14 protein-coding genes are annotated in these 15,645 nt (G+C 34.1%); 11 read left to right on the forward strand and 3 right to left on the reverse strand.

Translation table 11 applies throughout. The features are described from left to right. The first annotated feature begins 111 nt into the window (after nucleotides 1-111). The 6 genes from Q0358_RS05730 (at nucleotide 112) to truA (ending at nucleotide 5,986) form a co-directional block, all read left to right on the forward strand. On the forward strand, nucleotides 112-1,437 hold the full coding sequence (locus Q0358_RS05730) for a hypothetical protein (RefSeq protein ID WP_299548606.1): 1,326 nt from the start codon (nucleotides 112-114) through the stop codon (nucleotides 1,435-1,437). A 114-nt stretch (nucleotides 1,438-1,551) separates the two neighbouring features. Then, nucleotides 1,552-2,226, forward strand: coding sequence for a uracil-DNA glycosylase family protein (locus Q0358_RS05735; RefSeq protein WP_299548609.1), 675 nt, complete (start codon nucleotides 1,552-1,554; stop codon nucleotides 2,224-2,226). Continuing rightward, on the forward strand, nucleotides 2,219-3,439 hold the full coding sequence (locus tag Q0358_RS05740) for a hypothetical protein (protein ID WP_299548612.1): 1,221 nt from the start codon (nucleotides 2,219-2,221) through the stop codon (nucleotides 3,437-3,439). The genes Q0358_RS05735 and Q0358_RS05740 overlap by 8 nt, the downstream gene beginning before the upstream one ends. After that, the gene (locus Q0358_RS05745) at nucleotides 3,436-4,221 is read left to right on the forward strand and encodes a YgjP-like metallopeptidase domain-containing protein (RefSeq protein WP_299548615.1); all 786 of its coding nucleotides are present in this window, start codon (nucleotides 3,436-3,438) and stop codon (nucleotides 4,219-4,221) included. Before Q0358_RS05740 ends, Q0358_RS05745 begins: the two co-directional genes overlap by 4 nt. Continuing rightward, the gene (locus Q0358_RS05750) at nucleotides 4,218-5,252 is read left to right on the forward strand and encodes an LptF/LptG family permease (protein ID WP_299548618.1); all 1,035 of its coding nucleotides are present in this window, start codon (nucleotides 4,218-4,220) and stop codon (nucleotides 5,250-5,252) included. The genes Q0358_RS05745 and Q0358_RS05750 overlap by 4 nt, the downstream gene beginning before the upstream one ends. A 29-nt stretch (nucleotides 5,253-5,281) precedes the next feature. Further along, the gene (gene truA, locus Q0358_RS05755; protein WP_299548622.1) at nucleotides 5,282-5,986 is read left to right on the forward strand and encodes a tRNA pseudouridine(38-40) synthase TruA; all 705 of its coding nucleotides are present in this window, start codon (nucleotides 5,282-5,284) and stop codon (nucleotides 5,984-5,986) included. On the opposite strand, the gene polA is transcribed toward truA, so the two are convergent. After that, nucleotides 5,983-8,652: a DNA polymerase I gene (gene polA, locus Q0358_RS05760; protein ID WP_299548625.1), complete on the reverse strand. Its 2,670-nt coding sequence runs from the start codon at nucleotides 8,650-8,652 to the stop codon at nucleotides 5,983-5,985. The two genes, truA and polA, sit on opposite strands and share 4 nt — an antisense overlap. Beyond that, entirely contained in the window at nucleotides 8,652-9,389 is a 738-nt protein-coding gene (locus Q0358_RS05765) for a TerC family protein (RefSeq protein ID WP_299548628.1), read from the reverse strand. The genes polA and Q0358_RS05765 overlap by 1 nt, the downstream gene beginning before the upstream one ends. Nucleotides 9,390-9,521: 132 nt before the next feature. On the opposite strand from Q0358_RS05765, the gene Q0358_RS05770 reads away from it, so the two are divergent. The 5 genes from Q0358_RS05770 to cas9 all read left to right on the forward strand — a co-directional run bounded on the left by Q0358_RS05770 (nucleotide 9,522) and on the right by cas9 (nucleotide 15,028). After that, the gene (locus tag Q0358_RS05770) at nucleotides 9,522-10,841 is read left to right on the forward strand and encodes a sodium-dependent transporter (protein WP_299548631.1); all 1,320 of its coding nucleotides are present in this window, start codon (nucleotides 9,522-9,524) and stop codon (nucleotides 10,839-10,841) included. Between the two features lie 105 nt (nucleotides 10,842-10,946). Next, nucleotides 10,947-11,507 (forward strand): TRAP transporter small permease subunit, encoded by a 561-nt coding sequence (locus Q0358_RS05775; protein WP_299548634.1) that lies wholly within the window; start codon nucleotides 10,947-10,949, stop codon nucleotides 11,505-11,507. Nucleotides 11,508-11,516: 9 nt separating this feature from the next. Beyond that, nucleotides 11,517-12,845, forward strand: coding sequence for a TRAP transporter large permease subunit (locus Q0358_RS05780; RefSeq protein WP_299548637.1), 1,329 nt, complete (start codon nucleotides 11,517-11,519; stop codon nucleotides 12,843-12,845). Between the two features lie 10 nt (nucleotides 12,846-12,855). Beyond that, nucleotides 12,856-13,995, forward strand: coding sequence for a TRAP transporter substrate-binding protein DctP (gene dctP / locus Q0358_RS05785; protein ID WP_299548640.1), 1,140 nt, complete (start codon nucleotides 12,856-12,858; stop codon nucleotides 13,993-13,995). Between the two features lie 85 nt (nucleotides 13,996-14,080). Further along, entirely contained in the window at nucleotides 14,081-15,028 is a 948-nt protein-coding gene (cas9, locus tag Q0358_RS05790; protein ID WP_299548643.1) for a type II CRISPR RNA-guided endonuclease Cas9, read from the forward strand. A gap of 36 nt (nucleotides 15,029-15,064) precedes the next feature. On the opposite strand, the gene Q0358_RS05795 is transcribed toward cas9, so the two are convergent. Beyond that, nucleotides 15,065-15,631 carry a hypothetical protein gene (locus Q0358_RS05795; RefSeq protein WP_299548646.1) on the reverse strand — a complete coding sequence of 189 codons (567 nt, stop codon included), beginning with the start codon at nucleotides 15,629-15,631 and terminating at the stop codon, nucleotides 15,065-15,067. Between the last annotated feature and the right edge of the window lie 14 nt (nucleotides 15,632-15,645).

A 15,645-nucleotide genomic window follows, 5' to 3' on the forward strand; every position in this document is an offset into this window, starting at 1 on the left:
TTTAAAACTTCAAAAATAAATAAAAACTAAAATTTAGGAATACTTTTTGCTTATAAGAAACCAAAGGAATTGCTTAAGTTTAAGGATAAAATCTAAATTTAAGGATAGAAAATGTCTTATTGGTATTCTAAAGGAACGGGTGTTCAATCCTATGTGCAAGGTGTAAATTACGGCGCGTTAATGCAAGATGCATTAAATCCACAAAATAAAAGCGCGGAAAATGAAAGACTTAGTATTAGTTCTTCACAAGAAGATTATTTTAAAAAACAGCAAATGATAAAAGAAGCAATGCAGCAATTGCAAAACAACGGTTATGTTGAGCCAAAAATTGCTAAAGAAGTTGATGTGGAAGCGTTAAAAGAGAGTCTGCAAAAGGCAAATAATGGCGAATCATCTGGTGTTGAAATGCTAGGAAGCTCAGAGTCTAAAGAAGCAAAAAAGCAAAGTCAAATATCTGCAAAGAATGAAACAATGTTAGCTTCTGCTGTTAATATTGAAGATAAAATACAAAATCAACCACAAAATGTTTTAGATAAAGAAAAACAAGAGATAGAAGCTCAAAAAAAGATGAAGGAAAATATTCTACAGAGTGTAGAAAATGAAACTTTGGTTAAACGAGAAAGTAAAAAAGATGGAATCTTAGATAAAGTGATTGTTCAAACAAGCCCTAAAGCTCCGGATAATGTGAATGAAGAGATTAAAAACGTTTATAATCCTTTAGAGATTACAGAAAAAAGCGATAAATCCATAAAACAAGCGGTGGAGTTTATTGATGAAGTGAGTGGAAAAAAGGTGAGTGTGCCACTAAGCGATAAAAATGCGCAAAAACTTATTGAGAAGTTTGGTTCTTTAGAAGAAGCAAGTGATTATGTGAAAGGTTTTTATTATGATGCGGCTTATAAAATGGGATATTTAAGTGGCGATAGTGATGGAAATGGACAAATTAGTCTAGAAGAGGGCGTGCATTTAAAGAGCCTTGTAAGTTTGCGTGATGGAAGCTATTATTCTATTTCTGATAGAATTGGTGGAGATATAGAATCGCAAAAGCAGTTTTTAGATCAAGTTGGATTTATTGATAATCTTGGAGATTTTATTAATCATTCTATTGCTCAAGATAGTGATTTTGATGGCGCAATCAACTTTAATGAAATGTTAGGAGATGATGGCAAGGCAGTGTTGTTTAAAGTTGGAGAACAAGCAAGTGGAAATGCAGAAATGTTTGTGATTTGGAAGTTTAATTTTGACTTGACGAAAGAATCTTTGGGGGATACTTTGTTAAATCTTGGTGCAAAAGATGAAACAAAAGTAGAAGTTGCAGATAAAAAAGACACAAAAGAATATGTAGATAAAAATTATTTAGATACTTTAAATGAGGTGGAGCGTGCAAATCTTTTAAAGAGTGAGACGCTCTTAAAAAATATGGTAGAAAGTGCTTAAGTGGAGCTAAAATCATTACTTATTGAAATTGCGTTTTTTGGAGTGATTGTGCTAGCACTTCTTTGGTATCGTAAAAGGCTCAAATAAGAAGTGTTTAATAAAATTAGTCTATAATTGCGTTTATTTATTGAGGGACTTTTGCAAACACTTCATCAAGCCTTACTTTTAAAAAAACTTTACATGTTGCAATCTTGTGGCTTTTCTTATTGTCAGCCACAATTTTTAGCACCTGCACAACAAGGATTTCAAAGTCAAAATCTAGGGGATTTAAAAAGAATCGTGGAATCTTGTAAGTTGTGTGCGCAAAAATCTTCAGAACCAAACTTTGGCTTGTGTAGTGCAAATTCTAAGCTAGTTTTTGTTACGCTATTTCCATTATTTGATAGACAAATGCGCTTTAGCTCTAAGGCTTCAATTATGCTTAAAAACATTGTTGAAGGTGTGTTTGAACTCTCGTTAAAAGAAGTTTCAATTCTAGCATTATTAAAATGTGAGATTTCAAAGCAAAATGAAGCAGAAAGTTTGAAGTCTTGTATGGGGTATTTTTTAAAACAATTAGAGTTTTGTAATACTAAGACGCTTGTGGTGCTTGGTGCCGAAGCGTATTTTGGTTTAACAAAAGATAAAAATCATTATAGCAATGTGCAAGGAAAGCTTTTAAAATGGAATCACTTTTTTGTGTTTCCGACTTTTTCTTTATCGCTTCTTATGCGTCAGCCAGAATTAAAAATTAATGCGCATAGAGAATTTTTAGAGTTAAAACGTTTAATGGGAGAAAAAAATGCTTAAAAAAATCCTTTTATGTTTGATGTTTATGTATCCACAATTTATGTTAGCTAGTGGAAAGTATCTTTCTCCGCTACCTTCACCAAGCTTAGAAGTTTTAAATCTTGAAAGCAAGAGTTGTAGCACAAGTTGCTTAAGAGAGTTTTTGGAACAAGGGCAAGTGTTTTCCTTTATCGCAAATGTGGATAAAAACAATCAAAATGAAGCGATTTTAGCAGAGTTAAACAAGCTTTTAAGTGCGTTAGAGATTTCTGAGATTCCATATTTTTTAGGCATACAAAAGCCATTTTTTAATGTTGCTTTAATGTTTCCTAGAAAAAGCATAGGGCGTTATTCTAGCACCACAACAAATGTGATTTTAAGCTATCTTTTAAATCAAAAGGGAAAATTTAATTTTGAGATTTTTGATTCTAAAACGGAATCTTTAGAAGATTTACAAGCAAGCTTAGAGGCAATTTATACAAAAGGTTATCGCCAAGTGATTGCTATTCTCACTCAAGAAGGTGCAAATGCGATAAATACATTAAAGCCTAATATGCTTGTGTTTATCCCAACGGTGCATAAAACGCAACTTCAAGAGATTCATACGCCAAATGTGATTTTTGGTGGGATTAGCTATGCAGAACAGATTCAAAAACTCTCAAATTTAAATCCAAATATTAATGCTGTAAGCTTTTATGATACAAGTCTTATAGGCAAGCAAATGCAAGCCTATACACAAGCTGCTAATTCAAATCTTATTTATTCACAAAGTTTTAATCTAAGACAAAATCCAAATTTTCACAAAGAAATTAAAAAACTAAGAAGCACATTGAGCTTAACGCGTATTTTTCTAAACACGCCTGTAACAAATTCTAGTGTTATTCTTTCTCAACTTACTTATAATGATATTCGTCCAAAAGCTGTGTATTCTACACAGATTAATTATAATCCAAGTTTGCTTTCTATCACGCAAGAGAGAGATAGAGCAAATATGTATCTTGCAAATTCTATTTTGCCGCTTGATAGTTTGCTTGTGGAAAATGCAAAGCTTTTAAATGCGGATTTGGAATATAATTGGATTAATTATTCAACTGCCTTTGGGATTGAGTATTTTTATGCAAAGAGTGTGCCTGGAACAAAGCGGTATTTTAAAGAGAAAATACTCAATCAGCAAGTGCAGTATGATATAGAGATTTTACAGCCTACAAATACGCGTTTTGTGCCTTTAAAATGATGCAATTACCAAAAGATTTTCCCAGCAATTTAATTTTAAAGCTTGTAGAAAATAGTCGTATTATGGGTGTTAAAATGGCTTTTGATGGGGAGGGTGCTTTGGTGATTAAAAAGCATAAGAGAATCCCTAAGAAATATTGCTTAGAGTTTTTAAAGACTAATATGGATTGGGTGTTGTCGCATTTTAGGCAAATGCAAGATTTTAAGATGCGTGAAGATCAAATGTATTGCTTTGGAGAATGGCAGGATTTTGATGAGGTGTGGCTAGAATTAAGGCAAGCTAAATTGTTAGATAAGATTTTTAATCAAAAGAGATTTAAAAAGTTGGAATCTAAAATGGATTCCATATTAGATTTTACATCGGATTCTTGGGTTTTAGAAATGCTTTGGAGAAATGCACTAAAGGATTTGCGCTATAAAAAGATTTTAGAAGTGCTTTATAAAGAAATTTTGGAATCTTATGTAAAACAGCGCATAGAAACATTTATACAAGCAATGGATTTACATCCTAGTGCCATAGAGTTTAGTAAAAGTTATCGCCAACTTGGTTGTTGCTATGCAAAAACGCAGAAAATCCGCTTTTCTTTGCGCTTATCTTTAATGCCAAAAGATTGTATTGATAGCGTGATAATCCACGAATTGGCGCATTTAAAATATCCAAACCATAGTAAGGAGTTTTGGGATTTTGTCAAAAAATTTGATAAAAATCCTAAGCAAGCAAAACTATGGCTTGAAGGACATAAAGAAAATTTACAAATTTATTATAAGGTTTTTAAGTCTTGAGAATTAAAAGTTTTTTGTTTCAAAGTTTTGCACAAGTGTTTTTTCCTGTTTTTTTAGTGCTATTCTTTATTGCCTCTGTAGTGATTTTTATCCGAATTGCTGGGGTAACTTTTGTTGTAAAAATCAGCTTTTTAGAGCTTTTAACTCTATATTTTTACACATTGCCAACAATGTTATTTTTTGTGATTCCGCTTAGTTTTTTTGTGGCGTGTGTGCTTGGATTATCGCGTCTTAGTTTTGATTATGAACTTCCTGTGTTGTTTGCACTTGGTATGAATCCTAAGAAAATTATACAAATATTTTTTTCTATTGCTTTGCTTGCTAGTGCGAGTTTGTTTGTGTTATCGCTTGTGCTAACACCACTTAGTGATATTGCCTATCGACAGTTTTTAGAAGAGCGTAAAAGCAGTATTAATATCAATTTGCAATCAGGAGAGTTTGGGCAAAAACTTGGGGAGTGGCTTGTGTATGTGCAAAAAGGTAAAAACAGCACTTATGAAAATATCGTTTTGCTTTCTTTGCAAAAAGAAGGCAGTCAAAAAGATGGATTAGTATTTGCCAAAGAAGCAAACATTAGTAATACAGATGGAGTGATGGAGGCACATTTAAAAGATGGCAAAATTTATCGCAAAGTTAGTGATGGGATAGAACGCATTGAGTTTGATAAGATGATTTTGCGTTCTGTTGTGGATTTTACAGGTGATGGAAATCTAGGCTTGATGGAGTATTGGAAGAGAGCATTTTATAAAAATCCAAGACAAGATAAGACGAAGCGGAATCTTAGTATGTATGTTTTGCTTTCTCTCTTCCCGCTAATTAGTTTATTTTACTTTCCTTTACTTGGCGTGAAAAACCCTCGTTATCAAAAGAATTACACAATCTTGCAAGCAATGGGTGTTGTTGGGATATTTTTTGCTTTAATGTATTTAGTGGCAACTTATATCCCATTGATAGGAATGTTTGTAATGCCAATTGTTTGGGGATATGTTGGATATGTGTTATATCGACGCTATGTGGCAAGATTTTATTAATCGTGTGTGATAAGAGTTTTAAAGTTGCAATGCGTATTGCTTATAATGGTGGCGCATTTTTTGGATTCCAAAGTCAAAACGATGTGAAAAGTGTAGCAAATGTGCTAGAAGATGTATTTAAGAGTGTTGGAATCTTTAGTAAAATCGTTGCAAGTGGAAGAACGGATAAGGGTGTGCATTCAAGCGCACAAGTGATTTCTTTGGAGATTCCGTATTTTTGGAAAGATTTAAGGGAGCTACAAATACGCTTAAATGCAAAGCTTGCTCCAAATATCATCATTAAACGCATTTGGAAGACGCAAAAAGACTTTCATGCAAGATTTAGTGTGAAACAAAGGGGATATTGCTATGTGTTAAGCAAGAGTTATTCTCCCTTTTTGACACCTTTTTCTTTGCATTATAATTTAAAAAATCCGCTTTTAATTAAACAGGCGTTAAAGTGTTTTGTAGGTGTGCATAATTTTAGTGCATTTAAAAAGCAAGGGAGCAGTGAAAAGTCTAGCGTGCGGAGTATTTTTAGAGTAGATTTAAGAGAGTTTAAAGGATTTTGGATTTTATCGTTTTGGGGTAATGGTTTTTTGCGCTCTCAAGTGCGTTTAATGGTGGGTTTTTTGTTGGAGATTGATAAGGGGCGTTTAACGCTAGGGGACTTGGAGCGACAATTACAAGGGGAGATTTTATATAGAGTGCCTATTGCACCAAATGGATTGTTTTTAAGTCGTGTGGATTTTTAGCCCTTTAATTCTCCCCAGTTTTTGCCTAGACTCACGCCACAACGCAATGGGACGCGCAATGTGGTGATGTTTTCCATAATTTGTGCAATTTTGGTTGCTTCTGTTTGTGCAACATTTTCTGGGGCTTCAAAAATAAGTTCATCATGCACTTGTAAAAGCAGTTTGGATTTTAGTGTTTCTTGTGTGATTTGAATCATAGCAAGCTTAATAATATCTGCTGCACTTCCTTGAAAAATTGCATTAATCCCTTCTCTTAAAAATGCAGCCTTTTGAAACTCTTGAAGATTTTCAAAGCTAAATTTTCGCATTCTTCCTAGAAGTGTCAGAGAGTATCCTTTCTGTAAAATAAATTCTTCTTGCTCTTTTAAAAAATCTTTAACAGTTGGAAAAGATTCAAAATAGTTTTGGATATAAGTTTTGGCTTCTTGATGGCTAATTTGCAAGGTTTCAGAGAGTTTTCTAGCTCCCATACCATAGATAAGTCCAAAGTTAATACTTTTTGCTACAGAACGCTTTTGCTTAGCTAATTCTTCACCAAAGATTTTTTTTGCCGTTTCAAGATGGATATCAGCATCTTTATGAAAGGCTTCAATCATCGCATTATCTTTAGAGAAATGTGCTAAAAGGCGCAATTCAATTTGAGAATAATCTAGGCTTAATAAAAGATGTCCATCTTTGGCGATAAAGCCCTCTCTAATGCGTCTCCCTTGCTGGGTTTTAACAGGGATATTTTGTAGATTTGGATTTTTAGAGCTTAAACGTCCTGTGCTTGTGCCTGTTTGCATAAAGGAAGTATAGACTTTATGCGTGGTATCTTGACTTGCAAGTTCAATTAAAGGCTCAATGTAGGTGCTATAAAGTTTAAAAAGTTCTCTATATTCTAACACTTTTGGAATAATGGGATGAGAATCTTTTAGAGAATTTAGAACACTAGAATTTGTGCTAAGACCAGATTTTGTTTTTTTGCCACTTTGTAAATTTAACTCTTCAAAAAGAACAATGGAGAGTTGTTGTGGAGAGTTTAGATTAAAGCGTTTATTTGCTAAATTGTAAATTTCTTGTGAAAGTGATTGGAGTTTTTCTGACATTTCAACTTTTAGACTTTTAAAATACTCAATATTGATTGTTGTGCCACTTAGCTCCATATTTACTAAACATTTAATAAAAGGAAATTCTACATTATTTGCAACTTCTTGTAGAGATTTTGGCAATAAAGAGTTGATTTTAAAAAATAACTGGTAACAAGCTGCGGCATCTTCACACGCATAAGTAAAGGCATTTTCAATAGGAAGTTGAGAAAAGTTTTCGCCTTTTTTAATAATGTCTTTAAAGGCGATCATTGTGTGCTTGAAATGGCGCGCCATTAGATCATCAAGATTACAAGGCATATCACTTTGATAAAGCCAAGCTAAAAGCATACTATCTTTAATGTTGTGATAATTCTTTGGAGTGAAATCAAAATTTGTGTATAAAATTTCTAAATCGTATTTGATGTTATGTCCGATGATGACTTTTGCGTTAAAAAGAGTGGTGATAAACTCTAGTGCAAGTGTTTTATCAATCTGCTCTGGGACGCCTAAATAACTATGTGTAATAGGCGCATAATAGGCATTAATCCCATCAAAAGAAAAAGAAAATCCAACAATTTTAGCGCGTAAAACATCTAAATCTGTTGTTTCTGTATCAAAGGAAACAATAGAATCTTGTGTGATTTGTGCCATTAGCTCTTTAAGCATTGTAGGGGTTTCTACTAAAATTGCATTGAAGTGAAAGTGGCTAGAAGTGTCTTTTGTGATTTGTTTTTCTCTATTTTCTTTAAGAGGTAGTTTTTTTAAGATGCTAAAAAGTTCATATTCTTGTAGAGAATCTGTGATTTTTAAAAGGGGATTAGCTTTTGGCATTGCACATTCTTCTAGGTCAAAGGTACTAAATAAATCATCTCTTAAACGCACAAGTTGCTGGCTAAGATATGCGTTCTCTTTGGATTGTCTCAGAAGTTCTTGTGTGCGACTTGGTGTAATGGAATCTAAATTTTGATAGATATTATCTAGAGAGCCATAGGCTTTTAATAGGGTTGCAGCTCCTTTTGCGCCTATCCCTTTAACTCCGGGAACATTATCTGCACTATCGCCTACAATACTTTGATAATCTACAAATTGTGTAGGTGCGATTCCATATTTTTCCACACATTGTTCTTCTCTAATCTCTTGCTTTTTTTTAGGATCAAATAAAAAAGTATCTCCATCTATAAGTTGATATAAATCTTTATCGTGGCTTATAATTCTAACGCTAATTTCTAATGCGTTTGCGCATTTATTTAAAGAGGCAATCACATCATCAGCCTCATAACCTGCAATGCTAATGTTTTTAAAACCCATTTGTTCTACCCAAGCAATCGCAACTTCCAATTGAAGGCTCAAATCTTCTGGCACTTCCGGGCGATTTGCTTTATAGGCTGGATCAATGCTTTTGCGAAAATTTTCTTCTTTAGAATCTAGGGCAAACACTAAATAATCATTTGGATAATCTTTATATAATTGCATAATAAGTTTTGCAAATCCGGTTAATAAACCTGTGGGGAATCCTTCGCGATTTTTAAGTGGTGGAAGAGCAAAATAGCTTCTAAATAAAAAACCAAAAGTGTCAATAATTGTAAGTGTTTTCATTATTTGGTGCTTTGTAGGCGTTTTTTCTTAATGTAAATATTGATAGATTCCACTCCTAAAGAAAATGCCATAGCAAAGTAAATATAAGCCTTTGAAATATGGAAATCTAAACCTTCTGCAACAAGTGTAACACCTACTAAGATTAAAAAGGCTAAGGCTAAAATCTTAATGGTAGGGTTGTTATCTACAAATTCTGAAATACTTTTTGAAGCGACCATCATCACGCCTACTGCGACAATTACTGCAATCATCATAATTTCAATAGTATCTACCATTCCCACTGCTGTAATAACAGAATCTAATGAAAAGACAATATCTAAAATAGCAATTTGAATTAATATGCTAAAAAATCCCTTTTTTGCTCCTTCTTTTAAGATTTGCTCATCGCTTGATTCTTCAGCATTTTCAATATCGTGGTGGATTTCAAGTGTGGATTTACCAATTAAAAATAATCCACCTAAAATTAAAATGATATCGCGTCCAGAAATCTCTTGTGAGAAAATGCTAAAAAGTGGTGTAGTGAGCTTCATTATCCAAAAGAGTGAGAGTAAGAGCAGTAAGCGTGTGGCCATTGCTAAAGCCAATCCAAAAATTCTAGCTCTTTGGCGTTGTTCTTGCGGCAAGCGTCCTACAAGAATAGCGATAAAAATGATATTGTCTATGCCTAGTACAATTTCTAAGGCGATTAAAGTTGCTAGCGCAACCCACATTTCAGGACTTGTAATCCATTCAAACATAAGATTCCTTGTTGTGTGAAATAAAAAGAGATTGTAAAGAGTTTTTACTTAATAAGTGATTGAATTATTAATCTTAAACGCGTAAAACTTGAAAAACTTATTATAATATCATTTTTAATTTTAGGAGCGTATATGCGATATTCTTGGTCAAGTAGTTTAACTTATATTTTAGTAACAGCTGGTGCTACTATTGGTTTTGGAGCAACTTGGAGATTTCCTTATTTGGTAGGACAAAATGGTGGTGGAGCGTATGTGCTTGTTTTTATTTTGGCGATGCTTTTAATTGGAATCCCTATGATTTTAGTAGAAAATGTCATAGGAAGAAGAGCGCATAAAAATGCTGTGGATGCTTTTGATGGAAAATATCAACGTAAAAAGATTTCTAAGGCGTGGAAAATTATAGGTTATATGGGGCTTATTGGTTGTTTTGGGATTATTGCATATTATATGGTGCTCGGTGGGCGCGTGCTTGTGTATATTACAAGTATTGTTCTTGGTAATCTTGATTTAACTGTTCCTATTACAAAGGAGATTACAAAAGATTTTTATAATGAACATATTAGTCATAGTGCTTGGGCAATTACTTTCTATACCATTGTGTTTGTATTGTTTAATTATGCGGTGCTTATTAAGGGGATTTCAAATGGAATTGAAAAGGCAGCAAAGTTTTTAATGCCCCTATTATTAATTTGTCTTGTTAGTGTTGTTGCTAGAAATCTTACGCTTGATGGAGCCTATGAGGGAGTGCGTTTTTATTTGTATCCAGATTTTAGCAAGATTACAGCAGAATTATTTATTCAAGTGTTAGGGCAAGTATTTTTTGCACTCTCTTTAGGGTTTGGTGTGATGATTACACTTTCTTCTTATCTTAATAAACAAGAAAATTTAGTAAAAACTGCCATAATCACAGGAATCATTAATACAATCATTGCGCTTTTGGCAGGATTTATGATTTTTCCTTCTCTTTTTACTTTTGGGTTGGCACCAGATTCTGGGGAACGCCTTGTATTTGAGGTTTTGCCTATTGTGTTTTCAAAAATGTATTTTGGCTCTGCTGTTGCAGTTGGATTCTTTTTGTTATTGCTTTTAGCGGCATTTACGACTTCTATTACACTTTATGAGCCACTTATTACAACTGCGCAAGAAAAGCTAGGTTTAAGTCGCACAAAGGCTGTTTCTTGGGTGTTATTTTTGACTTTTATTACAGGGAACATCCCATGTATCCTAGAAGATGATGTTTTTAACACTTTTGATTTTATTAGTGGAAATATTTTCTTTGTTTTAACGGCACTTGGAACGGCAATTTTTGTAGGATGGATTTTAGGAGATGATGCAAAAAAAGAGCTTGCAAATGGATTTAAGTATCAAAAAATTATCAATGTTTGGTTTTACTATGTGAAATTTTTTGTTCCATTTTTGATTCTTGTTGTTTTTGTTAGTGGTATTTTGTAAAAGTTTCAACGCTTTTTCTTGTATTTTATTTAAAATTTTGAGATAATATTAAAATTTATAAAAATTTAAATTATCATTAATTTTTTTAAGAGAAAAGGCATTATTATGCAAAAAACTTTAAAGATTGCATTGTTCTTAGATAGGATTTCACTGGTTGGCTCAAAGGCTTCTATGGTGGCACTTTGGGTGCTTGCTTTTCTTGTTTTTGAGCTGTCTATTGCACTGAATTTTTCTTATGTGAGTAGTAGGCTTGATGATTTAAGTTTATATTGTTTTGCGCTATTGGTTTTGCTTGCAATTCCACATACGCTCAAAGTTGATAAACATGTGCGTGTGGATTTAGTTTATGCGCATTATACACAAAAAACAAGAGTTGTGAGTTGGTTTTTTATTAATCTTCTTTTTATTCTTCCTTTTTCTTTGATCTTGGCAAAGTATGGATTGGATTTCACGCTTCAATCCTATAAAATGGGGGAGGCTTCGCAAAATGGAAAGATTCCTTATTATTTTATTTTTAAATCCTTTGTTGTGTTGGGGTTTGTGCTTTTAAGCTTGCAAAGTATTAGTGAAGCATTAAAGGCATTCGTGAAGATTAAACAAAAAGATTATACGATGCCACAAGATGTTTATACAGAAGAATTTAAGCACGCAAAAGCACTGAAATAAGGAATTTAAATGGAATTATTTGCATTAGTCGGGATTGCTATTTTACTACTTGTTCTAGGAATTCCTGTAGCATTTGCTTTTGGGGCTAGTGGGTTGTTTGTTGGAAGCTATTTAATGTTTTTTGGTGAAAATCCTTTTATTTTGACTTTTTTGCCAAATCGTTTGGACGGGATTTTTAGTAATGCAACTTTGATTTCGATTCCACTTTTTATTTTAATGGGAATGATTTTAGAGAGAAGTGGAATTGCAGAGCGTTTGATAAACTCTATTGCTAAACTTTTTGGCTCTCTTGGTGGAGGAGCGGCAATTGGTGTGATTTTGGTTGGAGTTTTGCTTGCGGCAAGCACTGGGATTGTGGGTGCAACAGTGGTAATGATGGGGGTTATTGCAGTTCCTACAATGCTAAAGGCAGGCTACAATAAGAGTTTTGTTTCTGGTGTAGTGGCAGCTAGTGGCACGCTAGGACAGATTATTCCTCCTTCTATTATTTTAATTATTTTAGCAGATGTTTTGCATATTAGTGTGCGTGATTTATTTAGTGCTGCAATTTTGCCAAGTGCAATTTTAGTTGGGCTTTATATACTTTTTGTGCTTGGTGTAGTGGTTTTTGCTCCAAAATTTGCTCCAGCAAGTGCGGATCGTTCTAAAAATCTTCGCGAGTTAGTCCTAGAAGCTCTTAAAATGGCAATCCCTCCTATTGTGTTAATTGCACTTGTTTTAGGAAGTATTTTAACAGGATTTGTAGAGCCTACACAAGCAGCAGCTATTGGAGTAATGGGAGCTTTACTTTTGTCTTTTTTAAATGGTAGATTGGATTTTGATTTGTTAAAACACGCAAGTAAAGAAACCATTGTTTTTTGCGGTATGGTGTTTATGATTTTAATTGGAGCAAACTGCTTTACTCTTGTATTTAATGCGCTTGGTGGCGATGTTGTGGTGTTAGAATTTTTTGCGCAATATTTGAATTCGTCTTTTTATTTTATGCTTGTGGCAATGCTTGTAATTTTTATTTTAGGATTCTTTATTGATTTTTTTGAGATTTGTTACATTGTGTTGCCAATTTTAGCAGGAATTGCAATGCATTATCAAATTGATATGCTTTGGTTTGCCTTGCTGGTGGCAATAAACTTGCAAACAAGCTTTTTGACCCCACCTTTTGGATTTTCTATTTTCTTTTTAAAGTCTGCTGTGGGAGATGCGATTAAAATTGCTGAAATTTATAAAGGTGTGATCCCCTTTATTATGTTACAAATTTTAGTGTTAGGAGTTGTTTTTATGTTTCCGCAGCTTACGCTAAAGAGCGATGACTGGGCTAAAATTTTACAATTTATTTTTTAAGGAGTTTTTAATGCAAAGACGCGAGTTTTTGAAAAATACAGGTTTAGGTGCAGTTTCTGTGCTTGGAGTTACAGCATTAGCAGGTTGCAATAGTGAAGATAGAGGCAGTGCAAAGATAACAGAAAATGCCGAACAAAACGCAGTGCAAAATATGGAATCCAAAAAAACAGCAAGTGTGAAAATTCGCCTTGCGATGACTTGGCCTGTTACAATGCCTATTTTAGCGGACACTGTTAGGCATTATGCAAGAACTGTAAGTGAATTGAGTAATGGTGGGATTGAAATTGAGATTTTTCCAGCGGGCAAACTTGTGCCAGCACTTGGTGTTTTTGACGCAGTGAGTAGCGGACAAATTGATGCTTATCATTCAGCACCTTATTATTGGGAAGGCAAAAATACAGCATTTAATATTTTTTCTGGAATCCCTTTTGGTATGGTGGATATTGAACAAAACGCTTGGTATTTATATGGAGAGGGAATGAGTCTTTGGAGAGAAATTGCTGCAAAATACAATCTTTACCCACTTCTTGGAGGTGCGACAAGTATCCAAATGGCAGGTTGGTATAAAAAAGAAATGTTAAGTGTGCAAGATTTTCAAGGTTTAAGAATTCGTATGGTTGGGATTGCAGGGCAAGTGCTTTCAAAACTTGGTGCAGCGACAAAAAGCACTCCAGGCAGTGAGATTGTTCCAAATTTAGAAAGGGGTGTGCTAGATGCAGCAGAGTGGGTTTCTCCTGCGTTTGATTTAAAACTTGATATTCATAAAGTTGCACCTTATTATTATACGCCTTGGCAAGAAGCGGGTTCTATTACAGAGTTTGTGTTTAATAAACAAAAATGGGAGAGTTATCCTAAAGAAGTGCAAAGCATTTTAGAAATAGCAAGCAGAGAAGCGCATTTACAAATGACAGCAATGGGGCAGTTTTATAATGCAAAAGCATTGGAAGATTTAAAGGCTCAAGGCGCACAAGTTAGAACTTTTTCTGCTGAGATTTTAGAAGCATTTAAGAAAACTTTAACAGAAGTTTTAGATGAAGAAAGTGCAAAAAATCCGGATTTTGCAAAAGTATTGGCGAGTTATCAAGGGTTTCAAAAAGAGCAAAAGGCTTGGACAAATGATAGTTTAGGAGCGTATTTAAATATTAGATAATCTTATAAAGTTGGAATCCATTGTTGAATTTCTTAATGTTTTGTGATCTATTTTTATTTTAAGCTCCTTAAGTTATGCTGTATGGTTGCTTATTGTCGCAGGAGATAATGATGAGAATTTATTCATTAGATATTGGGGTAGCCCCAGCATTGGCTGGGCGGTGATTGAAGATAATGCGCTTAAAGATATAGGCGTTAGGATCTTTACCAAAGCAGAAAATCCAAAAACAGGAGAGTCTCTAGCTCTCCCAAGAAGAGTGGCAAGAGGCGCGCGAAGAAGACTTGCAAGAAGAAGTGGGAGGCTAAATACCATAAAGCAGCTTCTTTGCAAAGAGTTTGGATTACAATTAAGCGATTATCTAAGCAGTGATGGGCAGCTGCCAAAGGCGTATCAATCCTCTAAAAACAATCCCCTGCAATCTCCCTATGAGCTACGCGTCAAAGCCCTAGAGCAAAGACTAGATTCTAGCGAGCTAGCACGCGTGATTTTACATATAGCAAAGCATCGTGGCTATGGCAACAAACACGCCAAAGATAGCAAAGGCAAAGCTAAAAAAGCCACAGAATCTAATCGCCTTGCCCTAGAGCAAAAAGGCTATAGAAGCGTGGGAGAATATCTGTGTAAAGAGTATTTTCAGCAAGCAAGGGAGCTAGAATCTACTACCTTGCAATTTAAAAATGTGCGAAATACGACAGATAACTACGAGCATTGTGTCTCACAAGATATGCTGCAAGATGAGCTTGCACTGATATTTTCTAAGCAAAGAGACTATGGCTTTGCTATAAGAGAAGAGTTTGAAGAAAAGCTACTAAAAAAGATCTTTGAGCAACGCCCCTTAAAGAGCTTTGCCGATAAGGTTGGGGAGTGCCAATTCATCGCAGGGGAGAAAAGAGCTGCTAAAGACTCTTTAAGTGCCATAGAGTTTGTCGCGCTATCGCGCATTATCAACACTCTTGCCAATCTTAGCAAGAAAAGCGGAGAGGTATATGACAAAGCTATGATTCTTAAAGTCTTGAGAGCTGTGATATGCTAATTTCTCTTCGCACGCTAATCTTGCCATTTTTTCTCCTTATGCTATTTTTTGATTAAATTTAAAATCTGCAAATACAGACTCAACAGCCTCTACCAATTCCGCATATTCTTGTTGAATTAAAAAATCCATACAACAAAATGACAAGGATTCTTCTTCTATTTTGTTTTCTACTTCCATATAGTCCCAATTCAATGAATAGTTGATTTCTTCAAACAAAGAATCAACAAATATTTGATTAGCCTTTAATGGAATAGGAAGAGAGATTTTAGAAAGCCATATTTGAAATGCTCTCTTTCTATCGCCAATATTTTGGGCGATAATAAATCTCTCTGAAAACAAATCATCTTGCCAAACAATGCAATGACAATAACCATCATTTAGTGGCAAGATTTTTCTTTTGTATTTTGAGAATCTATCTGTATAAATAGATTCAATTCTGCCTTTACCTGAAATAATAAAGTCTTCTCGTCTTTCAAGAAGACTCGCAGATAAAGATTTAATAATTTGTTGTCTCCCAAAAAGCTCAACAAATAAAATCTTATTTTCGTATCTTGCAACTCTTTTTAAATCACAAGATATTCTTTCTCTTATTAATTTCAACATTATTTATGTCCTTT

It is taken from the genome of uncultured Helicobacter sp., from assembly GCF_937893305.1.
Lineage (GTDB): Bacteria > Campylobacterota > Campylobacteria > Campylobacterales > Helicobacteraceae > Helicobacter_D.

Excerpts from the sequence above, each read along its gene's own strand:
- Q0358_RS05795 (WP_299548646.1), bottom strand. The coding sequence starts at position 15,631 with ATGTTGAAATTAATAAGAGAAAGAATATCTTGTGATTTAAAAAGAGTT.
- Q0358_RS05770 (WP_299548631.1), top strand. The coding sequence starts at position 9,522 with ATGCGATATTCTTGGTCAAGTAGTTTAACTTATATTTTAGTAACAGCT.
- polA (WP_299548625.1), bottom strand. The coding sequence starts at position 8,652 with ATGAAAACACTTACAATTATTGACACTTTTGGTTTTTTATTTAGAAGC.
- Q0358_RS05775 (WP_299548634.1), top strand. The coding sequence starts at position 10,947 with ATGCAAAAAACTTTAAAGATTGCATTGTTCTTAGATAGGATTTCACTG.
- dctP (WP_299548640.1), top strand. The coding sequence starts at position 12,856 with ATGCAAAGACGCGAGTTTTTGAAAAATACAGGTTTAGGTGCAGTTTCT.
- Q0358_RS05780 (WP_299548637.1), top strand. The coding sequence starts at position 11,517 with ATGGAATTATTTGCATTAGTCGGGATTGCTATTTTACTACTTGTTCTA.
- Q0358_RS05740 (WP_299548612.1), top strand. The coding sequence starts at position 2,219 with ATGCTTAAAAAAATCCTTTTATGTTTGATGTTTATGTATCCACAATTT.
- Q0358_RS05765 (WP_299548628.1), bottom strand. The coding sequence starts at position 9,389 with ATGTTTGAATGGATTACAAGTCCTGAAATGTGGGTTGCGCTAGCAACT.
- Q0358_RS05730 (WP_299548606.1), top strand. The coding sequence starts at position 112 with ATGTCTTATTGGTATTCTAAAGGAACGGGTGTTCAATCCTATGTGCAA.
- Q0358_RS05745 (WP_299548615.1), top strand. The coding sequence starts at position 3,436 with ATGATGCAATTACCAAAAGATTTTCCCAGCAATTTAATTTTAAAGCTT.
- truA (WP_299548622.1), top strand. The coding sequence starts at position 5,282 with ATGCGTATTGCTTATAATGGTGGCGCATTTTTTGGATTCCAAAGTCAA.